The 23,852-nt window shown below is 58.5% G+C and carries 25 protein-coding genes; 13 read left to right on the top strand and 12 right to left on the bottom strand.

The annotated features are described in order from the left end of the window. Positions 1 to 2 precede the first annotated feature (2 nt). Entirely contained in the window at positions 3 to 452 is a 450-nt protein-coding gene (locus tag I5192_RS00650; RefSeq protein ID WP_170612826.1) for an NUDIX hydrolase, read from the top strand. On the opposite strand, the gene I5192_RS00645 is transcribed toward I5192_RS00650, so the two are convergent. From I5192_RS00645 to I5192_RS00620, 6 genes are all read right to left on the bottom strand, one after another. Beyond that, positions 419 to 3,820: an efflux RND transporter permease subunit gene (locus tag I5192_RS00645; RefSeq protein ID WP_223117519.1), complete on the bottom strand. Its 3,402-nt coding sequence runs from the start codon at positions 3,818 to 3,820 to the stop codon at positions 419 to 421. The two genes, I5192_RS00650 and I5192_RS00645, sit on opposite strands and share 34 nt — an antisense overlap. Positions 3,821 to 3,825: 5 nt before the next feature. Next, positions 3,826 to 5,283, bottom strand: a complete 1,458-nt coding sequence (locus I5192_RS00640; protein ID WP_170513173.1) for an efflux RND transporter periplasmic adaptor subunit — start codon at positions 5,281 to 5,283, stop codon at positions 3,826 to 3,828. Positions 5,284 to 5,388: 105 nt separating this feature from the next. Then, positions 5,389 to 5,931, bottom strand: coding sequence for a molybdenum cofactor biosynthesis protein B (gene moaB, locus I5192_RS00635; protein ID WP_223117518.1), 543 nt, complete (start codon positions 5,929 to 5,931; stop codon positions 5,389 to 5,391). A gap of 6 nt (positions 5,932 to 5,937) precedes the next feature. Continuing rightward, positions 5,938 to 6,558, bottom strand: a complete 621-nt coding sequence (locus I5192_RS00630; RefSeq protein WP_170423650.1) for a LysE family translocator — start codon at positions 6,556 to 6,558, stop codon at positions 5,938 to 5,940. Continuing rightward, a complete protein-coding gene (locus tag I5192_RS00625) occupies positions 6,555 to 7,154 on the bottom strand; it encodes a metallophosphoesterase (protein WP_170395679.1) in 600 nt (199 codons plus the stop codon). Before I5192_RS00625 ends, I5192_RS00630 begins: the two co-directional genes overlap by 4 nt. Further along, on the bottom strand, positions 7,151 to 7,915 hold the full coding sequence (locus I5192_RS00620) for a uracil-DNA glycosylase family protein (protein ID WP_170514155.1): 765 nt from the start codon (positions 7,913 to 7,915) through the stop codon (positions 7,151 to 7,153). Before I5192_RS00620 ends, I5192_RS00625 begins: the two co-directional genes overlap by 4 nt. 758 nt (positions 7,916 to 8,673) lie before the next feature. Between I5192_RS00620 and I5192_RS00615 the strand changes: the two genes are divergently transcribed. The 8 genes from I5192_RS00615 to I5192_RS00580 all read left to right on the top strand — a co-directional run bounded on the left by I5192_RS00615 (position 8,674) and on the right by I5192_RS00580 (position 14,090). Continuing rightward, complete coding sequence (locus I5192_RS00615) at positions 8,674 to 9,609, top strand: aspartate carbamoyltransferase catalytic subunit (protein WP_170566212.1); 936 nt, start codon at positions 8,674 to 8,676, stop codon at positions 9,607 to 9,609. Next, on the top strand, positions 9,606 to 10,124 hold the full coding sequence (locus tag I5192_RS00610; RefSeq protein WP_170408385.1) for a hypothetical protein: 519 nt from the start codon (positions 9,606 to 9,608) through the stop codon (positions 10,122 to 10,124). The genes I5192_RS00615 and I5192_RS00610 overlap by 4 nt, the downstream gene beginning before the upstream one ends. Continuing rightward, complete coding sequence (locus I5192_RS00605) at positions 10,109 to 10,495, top strand: hypothetical protein (protein ID WP_170597242.1); 387 nt, start codon at positions 10,109 to 10,111, stop codon at positions 10,493 to 10,495. Before I5192_RS00610 ends, I5192_RS00605 begins: the two co-directional genes overlap by 16 nt. Next, positions 10,492 to 11,772: a dihydroorotase gene (gene pyrC / locus I5192_RS00600; RefSeq protein WP_223117517.1), complete on the top strand. Its 1,281-nt coding sequence runs from the start codon at positions 10,492 to 10,494 to the stop codon at positions 11,770 to 11,772. The genes I5192_RS00605 and pyrC overlap by 4 nt, the downstream gene beginning before the upstream one ends. Next, positions 11,772 to 12,377, top strand: coding sequence for a glycerol-3-phosphate 1-O-acyltransferase PlsY (gene plsY, locus I5192_RS00595; RefSeq protein WP_223117516.1), 606 nt, complete (start codon positions 11,772 to 11,774; stop codon positions 12,375 to 12,377). The genes pyrC and plsY overlap by 1 nt, the downstream gene beginning before the upstream one ends. Further along, the gene (locus I5192_RS00590; protein ID WP_223117515.1) at positions 12,374 to 12,649 is read left to right on the top strand and encodes a hypothetical protein; all 276 of its coding nucleotides are present in this window, start codon (positions 12,374 to 12,376) and stop codon (positions 12,647 to 12,649) included. The genes plsY and I5192_RS00590 overlap by 4 nt, the downstream gene beginning before the upstream one ends. A gap of 172 nt (positions 12,650 to 12,821) precedes the next feature. Further along, positions 12,822 to 13,295 carry a YHS domain-containing (seleno)protein gene (locus I5192_RS00585; protein ID WP_170395661.1) on the top strand — a complete coding sequence of 158 codons (474 nt, stop codon included), beginning with the start codon at positions 12,822 to 12,824 and terminating at the stop codon, positions 13,293 to 13,295. Between the two features lie 261 nt (positions 13,296 to 13,556). Further along, positions 13,557 to 14,090 (top strand): outer membrane protein, encoded by a 534-nt coding sequence (locus I5192_RS00580; protein ID WP_170465891.1) that lies wholly within the window; start codon positions 13,557 to 13,559, stop codon positions 14,088 to 14,090. Positions 14,091 to 14,131: 41 nt separating this feature from the next. Here I5192_RS00580 and I5192_RS00575 read toward each other — a convergent pair whose 3' ends face one another. Beyond that, on the bottom strand, positions 14,132 to 15,115 hold the full coding sequence (locus tag I5192_RS00575) for a quinone oxidoreductase (protein ID WP_223117514.1): 984 nt from the start codon (positions 15,113 to 15,115) through the stop codon (positions 14,132 to 14,134). Between the two features lie 214 nt (positions 15,116 to 15,329). Between I5192_RS00575 and I5192_RS00570 the strand changes: the two genes are divergently transcribed. After that, positions 15,330 to 16,187 carry a DUF2189 domain-containing protein gene (locus I5192_RS00570; RefSeq protein WP_170408392.1) on the top strand — a complete coding sequence of 286 codons (858 nt, stop codon included), beginning with the start codon at positions 15,330 to 15,332 and terminating at the stop codon, positions 16,185 to 16,187. 15 nt (positions 16,188 to 16,202) lie between these two features. On the opposite strand, the gene I5192_RS00565 is transcribed toward I5192_RS00570, so the two are convergent. Then, a complete protein-coding gene (locus I5192_RS00565) occupies positions 16,203 to 17,189 on the bottom strand; it encodes an NAD(P)H-quinone oxidoreductase (RefSeq protein WP_223117513.1) in 987 nt (328 codons plus the stop codon). Positions 17,190 to 17,261: 72 nt separating this feature from the next. Then, positions 17,262 to 17,954: a COQ9 family protein gene (locus tag I5192_RS00560; protein ID WP_223117512.1), complete on the bottom strand. Its 693-nt coding sequence runs from the start codon at positions 17,952 to 17,954 to the stop codon at positions 17,262 to 17,264. Positions 17,955 to 18,065: 111 nt separating this feature from the next. Between I5192_RS00560 and rpsU the strand changes: the two genes are divergently transcribed. Then, a complete protein-coding gene (rpsU, locus tag I5192_RS00555; protein WP_005614280.1) occupies positions 18,066 to 18,272 on the top strand; it encodes a 30S ribosomal protein S21 in 207 nt (68 codons plus the stop codon). A gap of 296 nt (positions 18,273 to 18,568) precedes the next feature. Next, positions 18,569 to 19,804: a CAP domain-containing protein gene (locus tag I5192_RS00550; protein WP_223117511.1), complete on the top strand. Its 1,236-nt coding sequence runs from the start codon at positions 18,569 to 18,571 to the stop codon at positions 19,802 to 19,804. 51 nt (positions 19,805 to 19,855) lie between these two features. On the opposite strand, the gene ppk2 is transcribed toward I5192_RS00550, so the two are convergent. Together ppk2 and I5192_RS00540 are read right to left on the bottom strand one after the other, a co-directional pair. After that, positions 19,856 to 20,794: a polyphosphate kinase 2 gene (gene ppk2 / locus I5192_RS00545; protein ID WP_170395648.1), complete on the bottom strand. Its 939-nt coding sequence runs from the start codon at positions 20,792 to 20,794 to the stop codon at positions 19,856 to 19,858. A 150-nt stretch (positions 20,795 to 20,944) separates the two neighbouring features. Further along, positions 20,945 to 21,403 (bottom strand): Lrp/AsnC family transcriptional regulator, encoded by a 459-nt coding sequence (locus tag I5192_RS00540; RefSeq protein ID WP_170395646.1) that lies wholly within the window; start codon positions 21,401 to 21,403, stop codon positions 20,945 to 20,947. Between the two features lie 135 nt (positions 21,404 to 21,538). Between I5192_RS00540 and ald the strand changes: the two genes are divergently transcribed. Further along, a complete protein-coding gene (gene ald, locus I5192_RS00535) occupies positions 21,539 to 22,654 on the top strand; it encodes an alanine dehydrogenase (protein WP_223117510.1) in 1,116 nt (371 codons plus the stop codon). A 187-nt stretch (positions 22,655 to 22,841) separates the two neighbouring features. Here the strand turns inward: ald and I5192_RS00530 are convergent, their stop codons facing one another. After that, positions 22,842 to 23,648 (bottom strand): mechanosensitive ion channel family protein, encoded by an 807-nt coding sequence (locus I5192_RS00530; protein WP_170423629.1) that lies wholly within the window; start codon positions 23,646 to 23,648, stop codon positions 22,842 to 22,844. Positions 23,649 to 23,852 lie beyond the last annotated feature (204 nt).

Raw genomic sequence — 23,852 nt, 5'->3', positions numbered from 1 at the left:
GGATGAGCCAGACCCCAAAGATCGGTGCCTTGGCTGTCGTGCTGCACGATGGCCAGGTACTTTTGGTGCAACGCAGCAAGCAACCCGATCAGGGGTTGTGGGGCTTTCCAGGCGGCCATGTGGAATGGGGTGAAACGGTTCTGGACGCCGCCACCCGCGAGCTGCGGGAAGAGACCGGTGTGATTGCTGAGCCTTTGGTCTATCTCGACAATCTCGACCTTTTGCTGCGCGATGATAGCGGGCAGACCCGGGCGCACTACCTGCTGGTCGGAGTTGCGTGTCGCTATGTAACCGGCACGCCTGTCGCTGCAGACGACGCGCAGGACGCTCAGTGGTTTCCGGTGGACCAGATCACCAGCGGCGACCTGCCAATGAGCGACCGCGTTCCCGATCTTTTGCGGCGTGCTTTAGAGATGGATCAAGCCTCGACCCGATCCGACAAGCGTGCATAAAGCACGCTGGACAGCACGACACCTACCAGCAGGATCACGGTCGCACCCGCTACGAAAACGCCAAAACCCATTTGCAACACACTTGGACCTTCGGCGGCTGGGTAGAGACCCGAGAGCAGCGCCAACGGCGCACCTGTCACTACGGGCCAGATCATCGAGGCCCCCAGCCAGATCGCCAACGCTGCGCCCGTTGCGCGCACGGCATTGCGCACCACCCTGTCCGGCGCTCGCAAGGCCCGTCTCATCGATGTCATCGGGCGTGAGATGTCGTTTAGGATGGCCAGCAATGCAGGCACTAGCAGCAGGATCAGGGCCATGCCAAAGCCCAGCCCATAGACCAGTGTGATCACGGTCGGTTTCAAAAACTGCGCCTGCTGCGAGCTTTCGTACATCAAGGGCGTCAGCCCGAGTACCGTGGTCAGCGTGGTCAGCATCACAGGCCGCAATCGATCTGCCGTGCCTTCGACGATTGACGGCACCAACCCGCGCTCTTTCCGGTATCCGTCGATTGTGGTCACCAGAACAATCGAGTCGTTGATTATGATCCCGGTCATGCCCAACAGGCCGACGACGGTGAACATGCTTAACGGCACGCCCCACAGGTAATGCCCCCAGATCGCGCCCACGAGGCCAAAGGGAATGATCGCCATGACCACCAAGGGCCTTGTCCAACTGGCAAAGACCCAAGCCAATACCAGATAAATTCCGGTCAGACACAGGATCAGGCCTGTGCGGGCCTCGGACAGGAATTCATCCTCTTGCTCACTCAGGCCAGCCATGCGCCATTCGACCTGCCGTTCGGCGGCGATGTTTGGCAATATCTCTTCGCGCATGGCGCGGGCGATTTCGGCAGCCTGCGCCGGGTCGTCCTCGGAAATATCACCATTCACCGAGATGACCCGCAGACCATTTTCGCGCCGGACGGTCGAGAAACCCGATTTACGCTCGACCGAGACGATATCGGCGAGCGGGACATAAACGCCATCCGGAGTCCGCATCAATGTGCGTTCGAGGAAATCAGCAGTCAGTTCGCCCTCAGGCAGTTCGATCCGAATCTCGGTGCTACGCGGACCATCCGGGAAGGTCGCGGCCTCAATCCCGTTCAGCCGGTTTCGCAACACGCGGCCCAGTGTTTCGATGCGGAAACCCAGCGCCTGACCCTGCGCGGTGAGGTCCAGAATGAACTCTTCCTTGTCATAGGCGAGGTTATCCTCGAGCGCTGAAACTTCCGGGTATTTCGCAAGTTCCGCCTGGAGGTCCTCGGATGCAGATTTCAACGTGTTCACATCCGCACCATAGAACTGCACGTCAATCGCGTCGCCACCGGGCCCTGAACGCCAACCACGGAAGCTAAGCAGCTCGACCTTCGGGTGGCGCGGCACGAAATCCTGCAGCTCGCCCACAAATTCAAAGCTGGAATAGGGGCGCAAGTCGGCATCGATCAGCTCGATCGAGATGCCGCCCAGCAAATCGTCATCCTTGCCATCCGCCGCGCGCAGCCCCCATCCGGCCGAACCGCCAACCTCGGCTAGAACGTATTCGATTGGATTGCGGCCATGGCGTTCTTCGTAAACCTGACCCAGTTCTTCCGTGGCTTCCTGGACCATGCGCATCATTTCCAGCGTCTCAGCGCGCGTCGCCCCTTCGACCATGATGAAATTGCCCGTGACCGAGCCGCGTTCCGGTGCGTTGAAGAACCGCCAATTCACATCACCCCGAATGAACAGAGCGATCTGACTGGCCAGTATCACCACCATCAGTGCAACAACCACATACCGTGCCCAGACCACCCACGCGACCAACGGGCGGAACAGGTGGTCGCGCACCCAGCGGAAGCCCTTGTTCACAACCCGGTTGGGCCAGTCATACCAATGCTCCTTAGCCGAATGCGCGATGGCATGGGCCATATGGTTCGGCAGGATCAGGAAGCATTCGATCAGTGAGGCAATCAGGACAGCGATAACGGTGAACGGGATGTCTCGGATCAGCTCTCCGAAGCGGCCACCGATGGCGGTGAGACCAAAGAAGGCGATGACCGTGGTCACTGTTGCAGCAAACACCGGCATCGCCATTCGGCGGGCAGCGCGTTCTGCGGCGACGATTGGCGCTTCGCCCAAACGGCGGGCACGGAAATCGGCGTGCTCTCCCACGACGATGGCGTCATCAACCACGATGCCCAAGGTAATAATCAAACCGAACAGAGACACCATGTTCAGCGACAACCCGCCCAGATACATCAGCGCAATCGCCGCAGACATTGCCACCGGAATACCGGCAGCCACCCAGAAAGCGATGCGGGCGTTCAGAAACAAGAAGAGTAGACAAACCACCAGCCCAAGCCCGACCAGCCCATTGTCGACCAGAATATCCAGCCGGTCGGTGATCGCTTGTGCGCGGGTGCGGATCAGCTCAATCGTGATACCTTCGGGCAGGCTGGCCTGCATCTCGGCCACGACATCCTCGACATCGCGCTGAATTCCGATGGCATCGCCCAAATTGGACCGGTCGACGCGGATCGACATCGCCGGATTGTCACCCACGAAATAGCTGCGGTTGCGCGTGACCCCCTCGACCCGAATTTCAGCCACATCGCCCACAACCAGCTTTGAACCATCGGCAAAGTTGCGCAGGGCGATACCCTCGATCTCTTCCGGGGTGCGTTTCTCAACGCCTGTCCGAATACGCGCATTGGCACCTGTGACATCGCCCGCAGGGTTCGCGGTGACTTCTGCCGCGATGGCCTCGGCAATGTCCGAAAGCGAGATATCATTGGCGATCAACTGTGCGGTGGGGACTTCGACCACCACACGCGGCGCGGCCAGTCCCCGGATCGTGGTGCGCGTGACACCAACCGCGAATAGGCGGCTGATCAATTCATCGGTGAATTTGGCCAGTTGTTCAGCTTCTATGGGCCCTGTTATGACAACATCCGTGACACGATCCCGCCAAGCGCCGCGCCTGATGGTTGGTTCCTCGGCGTCTTCGGGCAGGTTGGTGACGCTATCGACGGCGGTCCGGACCTCCTCAACCGCGCGAGACATGTCCCAGTTCGGCTCAAACTCCAGCCGGACCTGCGCAGTTCCCTCACGTGAGGTCGATTCAGTACTGGCAACACCCTCAACCGCCAGTAACGCAGGTTCCAGCAATTGGACGATGCCATTGTCGACATCCTCGGGGCCTGCGCCGTCCCATTGAACGTTCACATCGACGCGTTCGAGAATCACATCAGGAAAGAACTGTGCACGCATGTTGGGGATCGCGGCGGCCCCCAGCACCAGCATGATCAGCAGCAACAGATTGGCCGCAGTCCGGTGCCGGGTGAAATAGCTGAGGATACCGCCCGCCGCGTTGGGAATGTCGCGGATCATCGCGCTTAGCCCCCGGCCCGATTGTCATCAAGACGGCGTATTAGGGTGGCGGGCACTTTGGCCTCGCTCAACTGGCCCAATACTTGGGCTTTGTCTTCCTGAGACATTGCATCACTGGCCTCGACCTGAGCCACAAGCTGAGCGCGCTTTTCGTCCGAAAGCTCGACCATGCCCGGATCAGTTTCAGCGTTCGCCTCAATCCGTAGGGGCCGCACACGTACACCCGAACCCAGCAGAGGCGTCCGGCCAATCACAACCTCGCGGCCTTCCAGGCCTTCACCACGCAAAAGCACCTCATCGCCCTGACGACGGATCAATTGCACAGCCAACGGTTCCAGCCGGTCATCGGGGCCGAGAACAAGCACGTTGCCCGTGGCGTCCAGAACCGAGGATGGCAGACGGACCACATTATCGAGCGGCTGTTCTTCAATCGAAACGGTGACAAAATCCCCCGGCTTGAATCCCGGCGCGTCGTCGAGACGCGCATAGATCAGACGCCCGGTTTGCCCTTCACCCGCCGCGCCGCTATCGCGACTGATCCGGCCGGTGGCAGTGAGATCGGTCCCCGTGACCTCAAGCGATACAGTCACCGGGGCTGAGATCAGATCACCCTGCGCGTCCAGCAACCGCACGAATTGCGCGGTGGAAACCCGAAACGCGACCTCAAGCGCATTGGGGTCGACGAGTTCGGCCAGCTTTTCGTTGGCCGCGACCAAGCGGCCTTCAACCAAAGTGACCTCGGTCAGCGTCCCATCAAACCCGGCATGGATCGTCATATCCTCAAGGTCACGCTCGGCCCCTTCCAACGCGATACGAGCCCGCGCAAACAAGGTTGTTGCCTGATCCACACGAGATTCGGCCTGCGCCAAAGCGATCCTGCGCGCGAGAACTGCCTGATGAGCCGATGTTGCGGCCAGTTCCGCTTCTTCGACGCTTGCAGCAGCCCCGACACCTCGCGTCTGCAGGTCCTGCTGGCGCTGCAGCGCCCGGTCGCGAAGTTCGGCCTGTGCCTCGGCTGATTTCAACTCATCCTGCGCCAACAGCAGCGAGCGTTCGGCGTCCCGCTCTTCAAACTGGGCATCCAGAAGATCGGATTTGGCACGGTCCAGAGCCGATTGCATATCGGCTGGGTCCAGTTCGACCAGCAATTCTCCCGCCGTTACGGTACCGCCATCTTCAAAGTCTTCGGCCAGTGATACAACGCGCCCACCCAAGGCCGCGCGCAGCTCTAACCGGCGGCGGCTTTGAATCTGGCCAAACGCTTCCAGATAAGGAGTGACGGTTTCCGGCTCGGCGGTTCGTACGGTAACGGCGAATATGCGTTCCCGCGCCTCAGGTGCCTGATTGTCCCGCGTCAGCACATCCTGAACCGCGCCCGAGATCATCTGTGCGGCAACGATCAACAGGCCCAGCGTCAGAAACGCCAGGAACACCCCAACAAGGCTTTGCCGCAGAAATCGCATCGGTCACTCACCTTTGGTCGCACATGCTGCCTTCCGCAAAGGTAGCCGGGTCGCAAAAAATGCCAAGCCACAAAGCGGTTATGATCCGTTAAACGCAGAACCAGTCTACTTCCGTCGCAGGTGTTCGTCCAATCTGGGCATTATTTCAACGAAATTACAGGGCCGGTGGCGATAATCGAACTGTTTCTCCAGAATCGCATCCCAAGCGTCTTTGCAGGCACCCGGGCTGCCCGGCAACGCAAACAGATAGGTTCCGCCTGCAACTCCGCCTGTGGCGCGGGACTGCACGGCAGAAGTACCTATCTTTTCCATAGACACGATGGTGAAAACGGTGCCAAACGCTTCGATCTCTTTTTCATAAACGTCCCGGTGCGCCTCGACTGTAACATCGCGACCCGTCAGACCTGTGCCGCCGGTCGAGATCACGACGTCGATTTCAGGATCCGCGATCCAACTGCGCAATTGCTCGGCAATCTGGGCGCGTTCGTCCTGAATGATCTTGCGGTCCGCCACTGAATGTCCAGCCGTTTCGATCCGGTCGACAAGCGTCTGGCCCGAGCGGTCGTTGTCCAGCGAGCGAGTATCCGACACAGTCAGAACCGCAATGCGGACGGGGATGAACTCAATGCTTTCATCAATGCGCGACATATGTCGTCAAGCCCTTTCCATAATGGCAAGCCGGATGGCAAGAGCCGCGAATATCCCGCCCGTGACCCATCCAATGATACGTGAAGCGCGTGGGTTTGAGATCAAAATGCGCCCTGCTCCGCCCGCAAAGATACCGACCACCCCGTTCACCAGAATGCTGCCCAAGGTGATAATTGCACCAAAGGTTAGGAATTGCAGCAGAACCGGGCCGTTTGCTGGGTCCACGAACTGAGGGATAAAGGCCAAAACAAACAGAATGACCTTGGGATTGGTCAGGTTCACCAGCAACCCCTCGCGAAACGCGAAATGAGCAGGCTTGATTGCTGCATCGTCCGACACTGCCCCTTTCCGGATTGCGCCCCATGCAAGAACCAATAGATAAGCAACGCCCATCCACCGGATAACGTCAAACAGCCAAGGCACGGCTGATACCAACGCCCCAAGTCCAAGCCCCGCCAGCAAAACTTGCACCATCAGACCCGTCGAAACACCGAGGCTGGCCATCATCGCTGGGCGTGACCCAGACCGTAACCCTTGCCCGAAACAGAACATCATGTCAGCGCCGGGTGTGAAATTCAGCACCAGTGCGGCTGGGATGAAGGCCATCAATGTCACTGTCTCGATCACGTTGTTACCTCGAACCAATGTGGTTTTGGGCCCAGATTGGCGATCTGAGACCGCCCGAGCATGCCGCGGTATCCCCAACTGTCGTGGATATGACCGCAAAAGACAAAATCGGGCTGGATGCGTTCAACCGCGTCACGAACTGCGGTCGAGCCGACCGACACATCTTGCGATGTCACATCCCCATATCCTTTTGGCGGAGAGTGCGCGATCAGAACATCCGCAGCCTCGCACCGGTCCAGCAGTTCCGATGCTTCAGCTTCAGTAAGATCGCAGGACCAGTCTCCGAAAGGCGTCACCGGCACGCCGTAGCCCAGCCCGAACAGGCGCAGACCATCCAATGTCATGCCCGTCCCGTGCAGAACATGCGCGCCTTCGGGCGCAGCGGCTGTCAGTTCCTCGGCGCTCTCAGCGTTGCCCGGCACCAGGATCAGCGGCGCTGCAATGCCCGACAGCATCTGCATCGCTTCTTTCAGGCCCCGCCGCGCATTGCAAAAATCCCCCGCTCCGATGACAAGATCAGCCTCGGCGCTGGCGACCACCAGATCAGCGGCCCGGTTGCGCGCCATATGAAGATCGGAAAACGCCAGAACTCTCATCCCGCGCCCCTCAGCCTTGCTTGCAAATCCAGCAAATCGGCCCAGGCCTGACGTTTCATCTGCGGTTGACGCAGCAGGTAGGCCGGGTGGAACATCGGGATGACCGGCAGGTTCAGCGCCTGATCCCATTTCCCGCGCAGCCGCGTGATACCGCGTTTGCCCAGCAAGGCCTGACAGCTAATATTGCCCATCACCACGAGCACCTCGGGCTTGGCCAACGCCACATGCCGTTCCAGAAACGGCTTCATCATGCCAATCTCTTCCGGCTTGGGATCGCGATTCTGCGGGGGCCGCCACGGCAACACGTTGGTAATGTAGACATTCTCGCGCCGATCCAGATCAATCGCGGCCAGCATCCGGTCCAGCAATTGCCCAGCGCGCCCGACAAAGGGCTTACCTTCGCGATCCTCATCACGGCCGGGCGCTTCGCCGATGATCATTACCCGTGCACCGGGGGTGCCATCGGCAAACACCAACTGCCGCGCGCCGCGTTTGAGGTCGCAAAGATCAAACGCCTCCATCGCCGCACGCAAATCGACGAGCGATCCAGCGGTTTTCGCCGCCTGTTTTGCAACAGCTGCGGCATCGACCGGCTCTGGTTTTTTCGCAGGTTCAACCGCAGCTGGTTTCTTAGCCTTGGCCGCTTTGTCCGGCAACGCATAGCGATCTACCGGCGCGTCGCCGATCGCCTCGGTTGCGCCCAGCTCGATCTGCCATTCCAGCAGCGCCCGCGCGGTATGATGGTCCAAGCCCGATTCCATAACCCTCAATCTAACCAGCTTTTGACCGAGGGAAAGCGAATAGACCTTGCCATGGCACAGGGTCGCACCGACCATGGCAGGGTCATGCTGTCATTTCTGCGATTCCTTCTGATTGCTCTATTGCTGGCAACCTCTGGCGGTTCGGCGAGTGCGCAGCTGTTTGATCGGGATACACAATGCCGCGCCGGACAGTTGCAATGCGGGCGCGGTTGTTGCCCCGCAGGCCAGCGCTGCAGCTTTGATGGCCGCTGTATCCCTCCGGGACACACCTATTGTGGAGGTGGGCGCACCTGCGGCCCGTTCGAGCGCTGCGTGGCAGGAGGAACCCGTTGCGCCCCTGCTGGGGCGAATAAGTGCACCTCGCGCTTGGATTGCCCCGGTGGTAGCTTCTGCAACGGACGCGGTGAATGCGAGCGCAGCCGACCGGATTTGGTCCCCGCTCCATCCACAACCTGCGCCGATGGCAGGAGTTGCGGAGCCGGTTCATCCTGCTTGCCGGGCGGCGGATGTTCGCGCCCCGGCTGGTTTCTGTGTGAAGAAACCGGTTCGCAATGCCGACCCGGCTTTAAATGCTCGGCTTATCAGGGCTGTGTTCCGATCAAGGCCATTGATTGTGGCTATGGCAAGTGGTGCAAACCAGGGGAACAATGCCTGCCCGAAGGCGGATGTGAGAAACTAACCGAAGGGTCGGAACCTTAGGTTGCCTTGGCCTGCATGGCTTCCTATAAGCGGTCCGATTGTCAGACAGGAGCCCGCCCATGCGTTTCGCCCATCGTCACCTTCTTGGCATCGAGCATCTGTCGCAATCCGATATCACCGCTATACTTGATCTGGCCGAAACCTATGTCGATCTGAACCGGCAATCGGCTAAGCATTCCGATGTGCTGTCGGGCCTGACTCAAATCAACATGTTCTTTGAAAACTCGACCCGTACGCAGGCGAGTTTCGAAATTGCGGGCAAGCGATTGGGCGCGGATGTGATGAACATGGCGATGCAGGCCAGTTCGATCAAAAAGGGCGAGACGCTGATTGATACAGCAATGACGCTGAACGCAATGCATCCCGATCTGCTGGTGGTGCGGCATCCTCATTCCGGCGCGGTGGACCTGCTGGCGCAGAAGGTAAACTGCGCCGTGCTGAACGCAGGTGACGGGCGGCATGAGCACCCGACGCAAGCCCTGCTGGACGCGCTGACCATCCGCCGTGCCAAAGGCCGCCTACACCGGCTGAACATCGCGATTTGCGGAGACGTGGCGCATTCGCGCGTGGCGCGATCGAACCTGATCCTGCTGGGCAAGATGGAAAACCGCATCCGTCTGATCGGCCCGCCGACGCTGGTGCCGTCGCAATTCGCGGAATTCGGGGCCGAGATCTATGATGATATAAATGAGGGTCTGAAAGACGTCGACGTTGTGATGATGCTGCGCCTTCAGAAGGAACGGATGGACGGCGGCTTTATCCCCTCGGAACGCGAATATTATCACCGCTACGGTCTGAACGCTGAAAAGCTGGCGCTGGCCAAGCCAGACGCCATCGTGATGCACCCCGGTCCAATGAACCGCGGGGTCGAGATCGACGGCACTCTGGCCGATGACATCAACCGATCCGTCATTCAGGAACAGGTCGAGATGGGCGTTGCCGTCCGCATGGCCGCCATGGACCTGCTGGCGCGCAACGTGCGAGAAGCCGCATGAACGATCTGATCATCGCCCCCCATGAGCGCGGTGTGATCCGCCTGTTCTCGCTGGACATGCGCCCGGAAGAAGCGAAATTCCTGCGCGAACCGGGGGCTGTTGATCAGGTGTTGGGTGTCGAGGGGCTGGATCCAGAACAAATCGACATTTTTCCGGTATCCGACCTCGAAGATCTCGGGCTTTATGGCTATCTCAGCGAAGGCTGCGGTGTCTCGGAAGACCAGTTGGACCGCACGAAATTGGAGGCCATCGAAGGCTGGGTGATGGTCCTGCGCAGTGCGGCGCTGGGTGGTCGATCTGCAACCCTTTCCCTCGATCCCCGCCTGCATCTGATTGGCCTGTTCACCGAAGAGGCTACCAACTGGTCCGGCGGCACGATTGAGACCGAAAGCGCAAAACCGTTCTCGGCCGCGCAAAGCCCGCCAGTGGATAATAAACCAAGCCGCATCGGTTCAGCCGTCATTGCCTTGCTGATTCTGATCGCCGTCGGAGGTGCCTTGTGGCTGATCCTGTAACATTCACGCCAGACAAGGGCGCTTATATCCGCACCAACGCATGGCTCGCCGCGTTTGCAATGGCGGCTGCGATGGTCTTGCTTTGGTTGATAGGCAACCCTTACGTCTGGACCGGCGCGCCCGCAGGGTTGGCCGCCATCACCATCCGCGCTTGGTATTTGGCTTCGGAAGAACTGGTCGCCAAGTGGGAAATGACGGGCACCACTCTCACCGGTCCTGGTCCGCGTAAGGTGGCGCTGAACCAAATTCAGGCGGTCAATACCATTGGCAGCTTTGTCCAGATCGTCACAAAAGGCGGCGACAAGCACCTGATCAAATATCAGGCGGACCCCGCCGCCACCAAAGCTGCAATCGAAAGGGCCATGGCATGAGCAATCTGATTTTTACTAACGCTCGCCTGATCGACCCCGAAGCTGGCACAGATAGCATCGGCTGGCTGCAGATTGCCGATGGTCGGATCGCAGCGCTTGATGAAGGCACGGCCCCAGACGCTGACACGCAGGTGGTCGATTGCGGTGGGCAGTGCCTCGCCCCCGGAATTGTCGACATTGGCGTCAAGGTCTGTGAGCCCGGTGAGCGGCACAAAGAAAGCTATAAATCCGCAGGTCTGGCTGCGGCTGCAGGGGGTGTGACAACCATCGTCACCCGTCCCGATACTCTGCCTGCCGTCGACACACCCGAGACGCTGGAGTTCGCCACCCGCCGCGCGCAAGCGGACGCTCCGGTCAACGTTTTGCCAATGGCCGCCCTGACCAAAGAACGCGAAGGGCGTGAGATGACCGAGATCGGGTTCCTGCAAGATGCGGGAGCTGTGGCCTTCACCGATTGCGATCATGTCATCACCAATACCAAGGTGTTCTCACGCGCGCTGACCTACGCCAAATCCTGTGGCGCGCTTGTGATTGCCCACCCGCAAGAGCCGGGCCTGAGCAGCGGTGCCGCGGCCACCAGCGGTAAATTCGCCGCACTGCGAGGCTTGCCTGCCGTATCGCCTATAGCCGAGCGTATGGGGTTGGACCGCGACATCGCCCTGCTTGAAATGACCGGGGCCGCCTATCACGCCGATCAGATCACCACCGCCCGCGCCCTGCCTGCACTGGAGCGCGCCAAGCGCAACGGGCTGGACATCACAGCAGGCACGTCAATCCACCATCTGACGTTGAACGAATTGGACGTGTCTGATTATCGCACCTTCTTCAAGATCAAGCCCCCGCTGCGATCCGAAGATGACCGGCAAGCGGTGATCGAAGCAGTGCGAACCGGTCTGATAGACACGATCAGTTCCATGCACACGCCGCAGGATGAGGAAAGCAAGCGTCTGCCGTTTGAAGAGGCGGCCTCGGGCGCGGTGGCGCTGGAAACACTGCTGCCTGCTGCGCTTCGGCTATATCATTCCGAACAGCTGGACTTGCCGACCCTGTTCCGCGCCATGGCCCTCAATCCGGCCAAACGGCTGGGGTTGGAGAGCGGTCGCCTGGCCCTAGGCGCGCCTGCCGATCTGGTGCAGTTCGACCCGGATGTTCCCTTTGTTCTGGACCGATTTACGCTGAAATCGAAATCGCAGAACACACCGTTTGACGGTCAGCGGATGCAGGGTAAGGTCACCGCAACCTTTGTCGCTGGACAAGAAGTGTACCGGAGAGCCTGATGCCCCTGATCGACAGCACAATGACTCAGCTCATCCTGTGGGCCGCGTTAGGATACCTGCTTGGGTCCATACCCTTTGGCATGATCGTCGCGCGCGTGATGGGTCTGGGAAATCTGCGGCAAATCGGGTCGGGCAATATCGGCGCAACCAACGTCCTGCGAACCGGCAATAAGGTAGCGGCAGCGCTGACATTGCTGTTTGATGCAGCCAAGGGTGCCGTTGCTGTTCTGCTGGCACGCGCTTTGGCTGGTGAAGATGCCACGCAGATCGCCGCATTGGCCGCGTTCCTCGGGCATTGCTTTCCGGTCTGGCTGGGTTTCAAAGGCGGCAAAGGCGTTGCGACTTTTCTGGGCCTTTGGCTGGCACTTGACTGGCGCGTGGGTGTCGCCTGCTGCTTGACATGGCTGGTCGCGGCGCTGATCTGGCGTATTTCATCCGTTGGTGCGCTGGCCGCCGCCGCCCTATCCACCACCTGGATCATGGTGCTGACAGATGGCAGTACCTTCGTTCTTGGAATTGCTCTGACCTTGCTGCTCTACTGGCGGCACAGCGCCAACCTAGCGCGGATCAAGGCGGGGACAGAACCGAAAATCGGGAAATCGTGACAGCGCCCAGCGCGTTTCTGAAAGCGTTCCATGATCTGCCGGTCGGCACGTTCACCGGTTCCGTTGGGCCGCATCGATATTTGGTATCGCATCAGATCATGGCCTGCGGGAAATCTCACAAACTGGTGGCTCATCAATTGGGCGGGCCGGATTACATCAGCCTGAACCTTTATCTCACACAGAAAAGCGGCGCATTGCTTCGCCCCTGCGAAATGCCTGCGGAAAAGGTGGTGGATTTTGTCCTGGCGCTGGCGCCTGACGTGCAGGAATAAACAACCGGTCTTTGTGATTGCACAATCACAATTGATTGCTTTGAACGTGATCGGGCCATTCCCCAACTGGGATTTTGTGACGGCCAATTACAGGCGTCGCGACAATCAAATCCGGTTCGCCCGGGCAAAATTACAGTGCTCTTCAGCGAGCCTATTCACGAAAGGTGAAGTCATGAACACGTTCAAATCCATCATCAGCGGAGTCGCGCTGTCTGTTGCGATCGCAAGCTCAGCAATGGCGGCTGGCGTCGAAATCAACGCAAGCTCGACCGGATTGGCAATGCAGGGCTATGACCCGGTTGCCTATTTCACCGTTGGCGAAGCAACCAAGGGTGATTACAAAATCACCACGCTGCACAACGACGCCCTGTACCGTTTTGCATCGGAAGAGAACAAAGCCGCTTTTGAGGCGAACCCAGAGGCCTATCTGCCTGCTTACGGCGGCTACTGCGCATTTGGCACCGCAATGGGCTTCAAGTTCGATGGTGACCCGAACTACTGGAAAATCGTCGACAACAAGCTGTATCTGAACCTGTCACAAGACATTCAGGAGCGTTGGGAAGGCGACATTCCGGGCTTTGTTGAGAAAGCCAGCGCGAACTGGGAAGACATCGCCGACAAAGACCCGGCTGAACTACAGCAATAATTCGCTGACAAGACCTTTGTGCATCGGCGGCAGATCGTATCTGCCGCCGATCTTCGTTTGAAGGCATCATGTTTCACCCTATCTAGCATATGAGAAAAGAGCCCAACCTGAGTGGGCCCACGCCGGGGCACCGGCCAGAATAAAGTTGTTCGGGACAGTCAAAACATCACTGATCCGGCCTAAGGGCCGGAACGTAGATTCAATCATAACGCTGCCATTAGATTTGATTGGCAGCAGGTTTCGAGCGAAAGGAATGAGACGATGACAGGAAGATTGGCACTGATCACCTCGGTCGCCGTATTGGCTGCGGGATCCGCCATGGCGCAATCCTCAGGCAACTGGACTGGATTCTACGGCGGTGCGCAGTTTGGTTATGCGGACATCGACACAAACGTATCAGGCGTCGACGGCGATGGTGCGATCGGCGGTATCATCCTTGGATATGATTACGATCTGGGCGATTGGGTCGTCGGAGGTGGCTTCGACTATGACTGGAGCGACGTAGACCTTTCCGGCGCCGCCACGGTCGAGAATGTCTGGCGGCTCAAAGCGCGCGCGGGCTACAAGTTGAACCCGCAGGGCCTGCTTTATGGCACCGCCGGTTATGCCGATGCGGATACCGATAATCTGGGCAGTGACGATGGCTGGTTCATCGGCGCAGGCTATGAGCAGATCGTAGCCCCCAATATCAGCGTTGGAGGCGAGATTCTGTATCATGAGTTCGACGACTTCAACTCATCGGGCGTCGATGTTGACGCAACTACAGTTCAACTGCGCGTCGCATATCGGTTTTGATGAGAAAGTAGGGCCCGGCTATTTGCGCCGGGCCCGTGCCGCTAGGGCACCAAGACTGTGCTGCCGGTGGTTTGTCGTGCTTCCAAAGCACGATGCGCATCAGCAACTTGATCCAACGGAAACTCCTGATCGACATGGATCTTGACCTCGCGCCCGTCCACTTTGCCAAACAAGCGTCGCGCCATCGCCTGACAGGTGGCGTGATCCGAGATATGCGTGAACAAGGTTGGCCGCGTCACCTTCAGAGATCCCCGCTGCGCAAGCATTCCCAAATCGACAGGCGGCACTGGCCCCGAAGCGTTTCCGAATGAAATCATCATGCCCAAGGGTTTCAGGCAATCCAGCGATCCCTCAAACGTGTCCGCACCGATGGAGTCCATCACCACATCAACCCCTTTGCCTCCGGTGATCTCGGCCACACGCTCGACAAAATTCTCGGTCCGGTAGTTGATGCACTGTGACGCGCCATTGAACTGCGCCAGGCTGCATTTCTCATCCGTTCCCGCTGTCCCGATCAGTTTGATGCCTTCGGATTTCGCCCATTGGCAGGCGATCAGTCCCACACCTCCGGCAGCCGCGTGGAACAACACGGTATCTCCGCGCCGCAGCGGCGTTGTGCGGTGAAACAGGTATTCAACCGTCATGCCCTTTAGCATCATGGCCGCTGCGGTGCGGAACGAGATACTCTCGGGCAGCGGACAAACCTGTGCTGCAGGCATCACGCGCGCTTCGGAATATGCTCCCGATGGTCCTGCGGCATAGGCCGCGCGTTGGCCGGGAGCAAGATGCGTAACGCCTTCGCCTACCGCCTCAACGACTCCGGCCGCTTCCATTCCCAACGCATGAGGCAACTCCAGCGGATAAAGGCCGGTACGCTGGTACACATCGATGAAATTCAATCCGCAGGCATGATGGCGAATGCGCACCTCACCCGGGCCGGGATCGCCAAGCGGGCGATCCTCAATCCGAAGAACCTCGGGGCCGCCGGATTCGTGTATGACGACTGTGCGTGCTGTCTGCTGCATGAATGCCTCCCTTGCCTGTGGAAACAAAGCTAACACGCCTGTGCGGCAGAGCAATCCTTCCGGCTCTGCAAGGGTGATCGGGCAAAATTTCGCAATATGTGCTATAATGCATCGAGACGTTGTAATTGGGCAGACGTTGCCGGCTGATCCGGTCACGCGAATTGCCACGCCGGATGCATCCCGCGGCGCACCCACGCCAGAAAAGGGGATGAACATGGACAAGACAATCGGTAACCCAATCACCTGGGTCGCCCGAAATCTGCGGGCAACCAGCGATCATGTCACTGAATCCGTGACCGAGATCGGCAGCGCGGATGTTCAGGCTCTGCCGACGGTGCATACGCTGACCCTGCAGGATCTGCGCGAATGCCTGAAAGCTGGATATAACGATTTTCTCGAAACCCGGGCCGATGCGATCTTTGTCGTTCTGATCTATCCAATCGCAGGTCTGCTGATGTTCGGTATCGGGCTCAACAAAGACATGGTGCCCCTGCTGGCCCCGCTTGTCATGGGCTTTGCCCTGATCGGGCCGGTCGCCGCCGTCGGGCTTTATGAGATCAGTCGCAAGAGGGAACAGGGCGGAGACGTTCATTGGCTGGACGCGTTCGGCGTATTCCGTTCGCCTTCCTTCGGAGCCATACTGGCATTGGGCTTCTATCTGGTCATGCTATTGATGATCTGGCTGATGGTCGCGCAAGGCATCTACGCGCAAACCCTAGGGCCAGAACCTCCGGCTTCGGCCATGGCATTCGTGACAGAAGTGTTCACCACCGGAGCAGGCTGGAGCATGATCATCATCGGCACCGCCACCGGTTTCCTGTTTGCACTGGTCGCATTGGCGCTAAGCGTGGTCAGCTTTCCGCTGTTGCTGGATCGCAAAGTGGGCGTTCCCGTGGCCGTCGTAACCTCGGTCAGGGTCTTGCGTCAGAACCCGGGTGTGATCTTGACCTGGGGGGCCATTGTGGCCGCGATGTTGGTACTGGGCGCGATCCCGATGTTGCTGGGGCTGATCGTCGTCATGCCCGTTCTAGGCCACGCCACATGGCACCTGTATCGCCGGGCGGTCGCCTGACTACATGGCAGCAGCTTAACCAGAGACCTTCAGAACGATCTTGCCAATGTGGCCCGATGCTTCCATCCGCGCATGTGCAGCGGCGGCATCAGAAAGATCGAATTCTGAATCCATCACCGGTGCGACCTTCCCGGCCTCAAGCAATGGCCACACGGCTTCACGCAAGTCTTGCGCGATGCGCGCCTTGGCCAAATCGCTTTGCGGGCGCAAGGTGCTGCCAGTCAGGGTGAGGCGTTTCACCATCATCAGCGCAAAGTTCAGTTCGACCACCGGACCTTGCAGGAAAGCGATCTGAACCAGCCGCCCGTCTTCCGCCAAAGCCTTGATGTTGCGCGGGATATAATCACCACCGACCATGTCCAGGATCAGGTTCGCCCCGCCCTCGGCGCGCATCGCAGCCACGAAATCTTCGTCGCGATAGTTGATCGCCTTTTCGGCACCTAGCTTGATACAAGCCTCACATTTCTCAGCCGACCCGGCGGTTGCAAAGACGCGGGCGCCAAACGCATTGGCCAGCTGAATGGCCGTCGTGCCGATCCCGCTGGAACCGCCATGGACCAGAAACCGTTCCCCCGGTTTCAAGCCGCCACGGGTGAAGACATTGGACCAAACAGTAAAGAAGGTTTCGGGCAGGCAGGCAGCTTCTTTCAAACCCATACCCGCAGGCACAGGCAGGCAATGGGCGGCGGGCGTTGCGACATATTCAGCATAACCGCCGCCGGGCAACAGGGCGCAAACCTGATCGCCAACGACCAGACCTTCGACACCCGAGCCGATGGCGATGACCTCGCCCGAGGCCTCTAGCCCCGGCAAATCGCTTGCACCGGGAGGTGGATCATACGCCCCTGCCCGCTGCAGCGCATCAGGACGGTTCACCCCGGCGTACGCGACTTTCAGAACCACTTGACCCTCTGCCGGTTCCGGCATCGGGCGTTCCGTCAGTTGCAGAACGTCCGGGCCACCAGCTTCAGTGATCTCGACAGCGCGCATTGTCTGGGTCATGGGCATATCTCCTTTGCCCAATGCCTAGCAGGCGAAAACGCAGAGGCCCAGCGGCAAGTGGAAACGCTGCGACTATTTTCCCGATGACAGCGAACCGGGCAGGTTGTCGGGCAACTTCGTCGGAGCCTTCACCAGACCCGCAAGCCAGTTGGGGACGGCCAGAAACGGTTTCAGCAGCGGGTTGCCATTCACCTGCGCCTTGAACTTTTCAAACTGCATTACGCCCTCGATCCGCCGATCCAGGAATTCCCATGTCGCCTGATAATCCGGGCTGTCATCACCCAGCCAATACAACAGTGTCGAAGAATAGACGCCCGACAGAGTGGCACGTTTGGTGTACCAGTTCACGTCGTCCGAAGTATCGCCAAGCGCTGTCCAGATCTGGTCACAGGTGCCCCAGACCGCCTTGGCCCCATCCGCGGCATGGATCGGCAACGCGAACAAAGTCATACCTCGGCGCACTGCTTCTTTGTCTTCGACCGCCTGCAGGCGGAAGCGGACGGTGGCGGCGATCTTTTCACGGAATTTCAGCCCGCTCAGGTCTTCGGATTTCAACCGCTCCAACATCGCGGCATCCCCACGCGCATGAAAGGCCAGTGCCAGATCGACGGCACCACGCGGACAGATCGCTCGGGCCAGCGCGGGCTCCAGATCGCAATCGCTGATGGCCGCACGAAAGCTGGTTTCCGACCAGCCGTCGAACGGCACATGGTTCAGAATCGCTTCGAGAAGCTGCTCTTTGGTGTCTTCATAGGTTGCTGTCATGTCGGGTCTCCGAGGCTGCGGGTCCAGTACTAGACAAGTTAGGCGTGCTTTGCTATACGGCCACTTCCTGCAAATCCTTGCAACTCTATCTAGAAAGGTGGTGACAACCACATGCAGGTTAGTGTTCGCGACAATAACGTCGATCAGGCGCTTCGTGCCCTGAAGAAAAAGCTGCAGCGCGAAGGCGTGTTCCGTGAAATGAAGCTGAAGCAACATTTCGAGAAACCGTCCGAGAAAAAAGCGCGCGAGAAAGCTGAAGCGATCCGCCGTGCCCGTAAACTGGCACGTAAGAAAGCACAGCGCGAAGGTTTGCTCTAAGAGCTTCCTGCGACTCGTCCAGCTTTGGATGACACTATTTGACGACCCCCGAGGCCCTGCCCGGGGGTTTGTCGTTTTCAGGGCGGATGATCCCGCCAAATCCCGGCTTTACCCTCGCGGCAACCTGCCGATTTTGATGCAATCGCCGCAGTCGGCATTTTACAGCGCAGCGAATCGCCGTTCGGTTGCATTCTGCCGCCGAAAAACGCCCATCGCCGTACCCGCCCTATTCAGCGTTCTTTGATCGTCTGTAAGTGAGGCCGTCCACTCAGACATAACCAAAAACGGAGGCACTGATGTCGACAGCAAGTACGGTCGAGCGCGAAATGCTCGCGCTGATCAACCAAGAGCGCACATCCCGCGGTCTTGATCCCCTGGAACTTGAACGCAACCTGAACGAATCTTCCGAGGACCACAGCAGCTGGATGCTGGATACCGACCGGTTCAGCCACACCGGTCAGGGTGGTTCATCCGCGACCCAACGGATGCAAGCCGCAGGGTTCGACCTGTCCGGGAGCTGGCGCACCGGAGAAAACATCGCCTGGCAATCCGAGCGTGGCGCACCCGGTATCAGCGATGATGTCGCCCAGTTGCACCAGAACCTGATGAATAGCCCCGGTCACCGCGCCAACATTCTGAACCCCGATTTCAAATATATCGGCATCGGGATCGAAGAAGGCGACATGCAGGGGTACGACGCTGTCATGGTGACGCAGAACTTTGCGGCGACTCAGGGCGATGTCGATCTTGATAACGGCGGCACCACCCCGCCGGTGACGCCTCCAGTTGAAGAAGTTGTTGAGCCAGAAGAGGAAGAGGTTACCACCCCGACCGAACCAGAAGTGCCGGAAACCGATGTGACCGAGACTGAGGAACCAGTTGACGAAACACCGGTAGCGGAAGTTCCCGATACCGAAGAACCGGCAGAGGAGACCCCGGAGGAAGACGTCACCGAAACCGAAGAACCATCGGACGAAACACCCGACACCGATGTGACGGAAACCGAGCAACCGGCAGACGAAACGCCAGAAACTGAGGTTACCGAGACCGAGGACCCGGTTGAGGAGACTCCAGAAACAGACGTGACCGAAACTGAAGAGCCGGAAACGCCTGATACCGATGTGACTGAAGTTGAAGACCCGGAACCCGATGTGCCGAATACTGACGTCGTCGAGGTCGAGGAACCCGAAACTCCGGAGACCGACGTCACCGAGGTCGAAGAACCCGAGCCAGAAACACCTGAAGTTGTCGTTGACAATGCTGCACCGGGCGCGGACTGCTTTGACGTTCAGGCCTTCCTTGCCGGGATCGAAGCGTTTGTTAATGCGCTGCAAGCCCAATTTGACCAGTTCGAATGGTCTCCGTTGCAGCAGGCTGACACGACCCCGGAGATGGATGATTTCGATCTGGTGTTCGACACCGACTTCGCTGACGACATGATCGAAACCGTTGAAGCCACAGTCGAAGACATGAATGACGACATGTGCGGCGTGTTTGTTTTCGAAACGAACTGCGGATTTGATTGGGGTTAATCAAACCGTTCAGGTGCGGGGATCCTTTTCCCGCACCACTTTCCTGCCAAATCAATATATCTTAGGCACGTGTAGCTCATCCGGCAAAATGCGCCGTTCGTATTCGGGGTTATAGCGCCGATCCGGCAGATTGACCTTTTCCTGCGGCACATCCTCATAGGGGATCTTGGTCAGCAGGTGCTCGATACAATTGAGCCGTTCGCGTTTCTTGTCGTTGCCTTCAACAATATACCAAGGCGCCTCGGATATGTTGGTGCGAAAGAACATATCCTCTTTGGCCTTGGTGTATGCCTCCCACCGGATGCGGGATTCCAGATCCATCGGTGACAGTTTCCACTGCTTCATCGGATCGTGAATACGCATCAGGAATCGCAATTGCTGTTCTTCGTCTGTAATCGAGAACCAGTATTTCAGCAGGATAATCCCCGACCGCACCAGCATCCGTTCGAATTCAGGAACGTCCTGAAAGAACTGTTCGACCTGATCCTCGTTGGCAAATCCCATCACGCGTTCAACACCAGCGCGGTTGTACCAGGACCGATCGAAGAACACGATCTCACCGGCCGCAGGCAAATGGGGCACGTAGCGCTGAAAATACCACTGGCTTTGTTCGCGTCGGCTGGGTGCAGGCAAGGCGACCACACGCGCTACACGAGGGTTCAAACGCTGCGTGATCCGCTTGATCACGCCCCCTTTACCGGCGCTGTCGCGCCCTTCAAATAGAATACAGACCTTGGCCCCTGTATGGACCACCCAATCCTGAACTTTGATAAGTTCAGCCTGCAGCCGCAAAAGGTTGCGAAAATAGACCTTGCGATCCAGCATGTCAGGATGCTGGTCCTTGTAAATCTTGCGCACTTCCATCGAAAGCATGGGTTCGCTGAATTCGATCTCGAAATCTTCGTCCAGCGTGTCTTCCAGTTCAGCTTCCAGCCAATCTTTCGGCGTGCTGTTGTTTTCGTAAGCCAAGGTCTGCTCCTTATCGTTCATCGGGTTCGGACCGTACACGGCCAGTGTAACCACGGAGTGTCAGCGCAAAGTGCCGAGGTCGTACATAAGGTCGGAAACATGGATTTTGGCCCGACCGCACGACAGATACAAGCGGCAGAATTGACGCAAGGCTAACCCCAATAGTTGGTTTCAGACAGGCAAGGCCGTGGTTTTGAACACCGTGCGCAAAGCAAATGAGCTTTGCATCTGCGCCACCCCAGGCAAGCGCGACAGGTATTGCCGATGAATGCGAGCAAAATCCTCGGTATTTTCTGCGACGACCTTTAGAATGTAGTCCGCCGTGCCCGCCATCAAATGGCATTCCAGCACATCCGGAATCCGTGCTACGGCTTTTTCAAACGCCTCCAGCACTTCTTCCGCCTGACCCTGCAACGTGATCTCGACAAACACAGTGGTTGGAACGTTCAACTTCCGTGCATCCAACAGGGCGACGTAGTCCTTGATATAACCCTCAGCCTCAAGTCGCTGCACGCGCCGGTGGCAGGCCGAAGGGGATAGATTCGCCTGTTCGGACAATTCCGAATTTGACATCCGCCCTTTGCGCTGCAGGGCTGCCAGAATCTTCCGATCTGTTGCGTCAATCGTCATTTGCGCACATCCATTGCGTCAAGTTGCCTATACCTCGAATATTTTCCCGAAGATTGTGTGTTTAGCAAGTGGGGTTTCACAAAAATTGCGCCAATTTATGCCCATAATTTAGGCAGTTTATGAATGGAGTCTCACATGAAAATCGGCTGCCCCAAGGAAATCAAACCTCAGGAATTCCGCGTCGGGATGACCCCGAACGCTGCTGGCGAAGCTGTGGCCCGCGGTCACGAAGTCATTATCGAAACCGGTGCCGGGATGGGCTCGGGCTTTGATAACGATGCTTATGTAGCGGCAGGTGCCCGCATCGTCGACACTGCAGAAGAAGTGTTCGCCACGGCTGATATGATCGTCAAGGTCAAGGAGCCTCAGGCGGTCGAGCGCAAAATACTGCGCGAAGGTCAGTTGCTGTTCACCTATCTGCACCTGGCACCCGATCCAGACCAGACCCACGATCTGCTGGAATCCGGCTGCACCGCGATTGCCTATGAGACCGTGACTGACTCCAATGGCGGCCTGCCGCTGCTGGCGCCGATGTCCGAGGTTGCCGGTCGCTTGGCTCCGCAAGTCGGGTCCTGGACTCTGCAAAAGGCCAACGGTGGCCGCGGCGTTCTGATGGGTGGTGTACCGGGTGTAGGCCCTGCCAAAGTGATCGTCATCGGCGGAGGTGTCGTAGGCACCCACGCAGCGAAGATTGCCGCAGGCATGGGCGCGGATGTGACCGTACTGGACCGTTCGCTGCCGCGTCTCCGCTATCTGGACGATGTGTTCGGCGGAACCTTCAAGAACCAGTATTCAACCGCTGGTGCGACAGCCGAGCTGATCCAGGATGCCGACCTGGTCATCGGTGCGGTCCTGATCCCGGGCGCAGCTGCTCCCAAACTGATCTCGCGCGAACAGCTGTCGACCATGAAGCCCGGCGCGGCTCTGGTAGACGTTGCGATCGATCAGGGCGGCTGTTTTGAAACCTCGAAAGCCACCACCCACGCCGATCCGGTTTACGAAGTTGACGGCATCATGCACTACTGCGTCGCCAACATGCCCGGTGCGGTTGCCCGGACTTCGACCATCGCACTGGGCAACGCAACCATGCCGTTTATGTTGTCGCTGGCAAGCAAGGGCTGGAAGCAGGCCTGTAAGGACGACGCACACCTGCTGGCAGGTTTGAACGTCCACGCCGGCAAGCTGACTTACGAAGCGGTGGGCACCGCCCTCAACATCGCCTCTGTCGATCCAACAACTCTGTTGAACTAAGAGCGCTCCCGCCTCTGAAAGCGTCCTTTTCCAAGGGACGCTTTACAGACTTGGGCCCAGCGCCGCGCCAATAGCGCGGCGCTGTTTTTTCTGGACCAAGGTTCGCGCAAAAAAGCACCGCGCCTTAGCGCGGTGCCCGGCCCAACCGGAAGAGGGCATTTCAATGCCCGATCGACGGGCGGGAGGCTTACGCCTCTTTGTGAATCTCCACAGAATGCGGATACGGGATGGATACGCCTTTGGCGTCAAACGCTTCTTTGATCGCTTTGGTAAGTTCAAACTTCACATCCCAATAGTCAGCCGCTGCGCACCACAGGCGCGCGGTCAGATCAACCGAACTATCCCCAAGATTTGTCACCCGCACCCAGGGCTCAGGATCAGCCATGATACGATCGTCAGCTTTGGCCACATCAAGGATGATGTTCATAGCCTCATCCGCGCTATCGCCGTAGTCGATGCCAAACACCAGATCGACCCGGCGGGTGTCATGGGCGGAATAGTTGGTGATCACCGAACCCCAAGCCTGACCGTTTGGCACGATGATCTGCACGTTGTCCGGCGTCACCAGCTCGGTCGTGAACAGGTTCAGGTCTTTCACAGTACCCGCTGTGCCACCAATATCGACATATTGGCCCAGCTTATAGGGCCGGAACACCACCAGCATCACGCCCGCGGCCAGATCGCTGAGTGTTCCCTGCAGCGCCAAACCGATGGCCAGGGATGCGGCACCCAGAATGGCCACGATGCTGGTCGCCTCGATTCCGAAAATGCCCAGAACGGCGACAAAGACAATCGCCAGCAGCACCCATTTCACGAGGCTCGCAACGAAATTCCCCAAAGTCGGGTCGATATGTGGCGTGGCGTTGATCCGCCGCCGCACCAGACCGCTAATGGCTCCGGCAACGATCCAACCCAATACCAGAACGATCAACGCTTTGATCGCGCTCATGATCAGCGGACCAAATGCGCCCACCTGTGTTACGACATCTTCCACACGCTTCTCCTTTGCGCCAACAGCAAACCCGCGCCTTTTGGCGCGGGATCGCTGAAAAGTCTGGGCTAATTTTGCGCGCAGGTCTAGGTGCGGGATTTCCGAGTTTTCCCCCCTGCTGTTCCCCAGCAAACATCGACTGACCGATCACGCACAGAATTGGACCTTACAAAAGCGCCACAAATTACCAGATTGACCGAGACAGGC

Origin of the sequence: Ruegeria sp. SCSIO 43209 (genome assembly GCF_019904295.1) — a bacterium.
Taxonomy (GTDB): Bacteria; Pseudomonadota; Alphaproteobacteria; order Rhodobacterales; family Rhodobacteraceae; genus Ruegeria.
The sequence above is the reverse complement of the archived record's forward strand: the minus strand, read 5'-3'. Positions and strand labels throughout refer to the sequence as shown.

Bases quoted from the DNA above. Each gene is read 5' to 3' on its own strand.
- rpsU (WP_005614280.1), top strand. From the start codon at position 18,066: ATGCAGGTTAGTGTTCGCGACAATAACGTCGATCAGGCGCTTCGTGCC.
- I5192_RS00560 (WP_223117512.1), bottom strand. From the start codon at position 17,954: ATGACAGCAACCTATGAAGACACCAAAGAGCAGCTTCTCGAAGCGATT.
- plsY (WP_223117516.1), top strand. From the start codon at position 11,772: ATGCCCCTGATCGACAGCACAATGACTCAGCTCATCCTGTGGGCCGCG.
- moaB (WP_223117518.1), bottom strand. From the start codon at position 5,931: ATGTCGCGCATTGATGAAAGCATTGAGTTCATCCCCGTCCGCATTGCG.
- I5192_RS00640 (WP_170513173.1), bottom strand. From the start codon at position 5,283: ATGCGATTTCTGCGGCAAAGCCTTGTTGGGGTGTTCCTGGCGTTTCTG.
- I5192_RS00565 (WP_223117513.1), bottom strand. From the start codon at position 17,189: ATGACCCAGACAATGCGCGCTGTCGAGATCACTGAAGCTGGTGGCCCG.
- I5192_RS00580 (WP_170465891.1), top strand. From the start codon at position 13,557: ATGACAGGAAGATTGGCACTGATCACCTCGGTCGCCGTATTGGCTGCG.
- I5192_RS00645 (WP_223117519.1), bottom strand. From the start codon at position 3,820: ATGATCCGCGACATTCCCAACGCGGCGGGCGGTATCCTCAGCTATTTC.
- I5192_RS00625 (WP_170395679.1), bottom strand. From the start codon at position 7,154: ATGAGAGTTCTGGCGTTTTCCGATCTTCATATGGCGCGCAACCGGGCC.
- I5192_RS00540 (WP_170395646.1), bottom strand. From the start codon at position 21,403: ATGACGATTGACGCAACAGATCGGAAGATTCTGGCAGCCCTGCAGCGC.
- I5192_RS00615 (WP_170566212.1), top strand. From the start codon at position 8,674: ATGCGTTTCGCCCATCGTCACCTTCTTGGCATCGAGCATCTGTCGCAA.
- I5192_RS00550 (WP_223117511.1), top strand. From the start codon at position 18,569: ATGTCGACAGCAAGTACGGTCGAGCGCGAAATGCTCGCGCTGATCAAC.
- I5192_RS00620 (WP_170514155.1), bottom strand. From the start codon at position 7,915: ATGGAATCGGGCTTGGACCATCATACCGCGCGGGCGCTGCTGGAATGG.
- I5192_RS00585 (WP_170395661.1), top strand. From the start codon at position 12,822: ATGAACACGTTCAAATCCATCATCAGCGGAGTCGCGCTGTCTGTTGCG.
- ppk2 (WP_170395648.1), bottom strand. From the start codon at position 20,794: ATGAACGATAAGGAGCAGACCTTGGCTTACGAAAACAACAGCACGCCG.
- pyrC (WP_223117517.1), top strand. From the start codon at position 10,492: ATGAGCAATCTGATTTTTACTAACGCTCGCCTGATCGACCCCGAAGCT.
- I5192_RS00575 (WP_223117514.1), bottom strand. From the start codon at position 15,115: ATGCAGCAGACAGCACGCACAGTCGTCATACACGAATCCGGCGGCCCC.
- I5192_RS00610 (WP_170408385.1), top strand. From the start codon at position 9,606: ATGAACGATCTGATCATCGCCCCCCATGAGCGCGGTGTGATCCGCCTG.
- ald (WP_223117510.1), top strand. From the start codon at position 21,539: ATGAAAATCGGCTGCCCCAAGGAAATCAAACCTCAGGAATTCCGCGTC.
- I5192_RS00650 (WP_170612826.1), top strand. From the start codon at position 3: ATGAGCCAGACCCCAAAGATCGGTGCCTTGGCTGTCGTGCTGCACGAT.
- I5192_RS00570 (WP_170408392.1), top strand. From the start codon at position 15,330: ATGGACAAGACAATCGGTAACCCAATCACCTGGGTCGCCCGAAATCTG.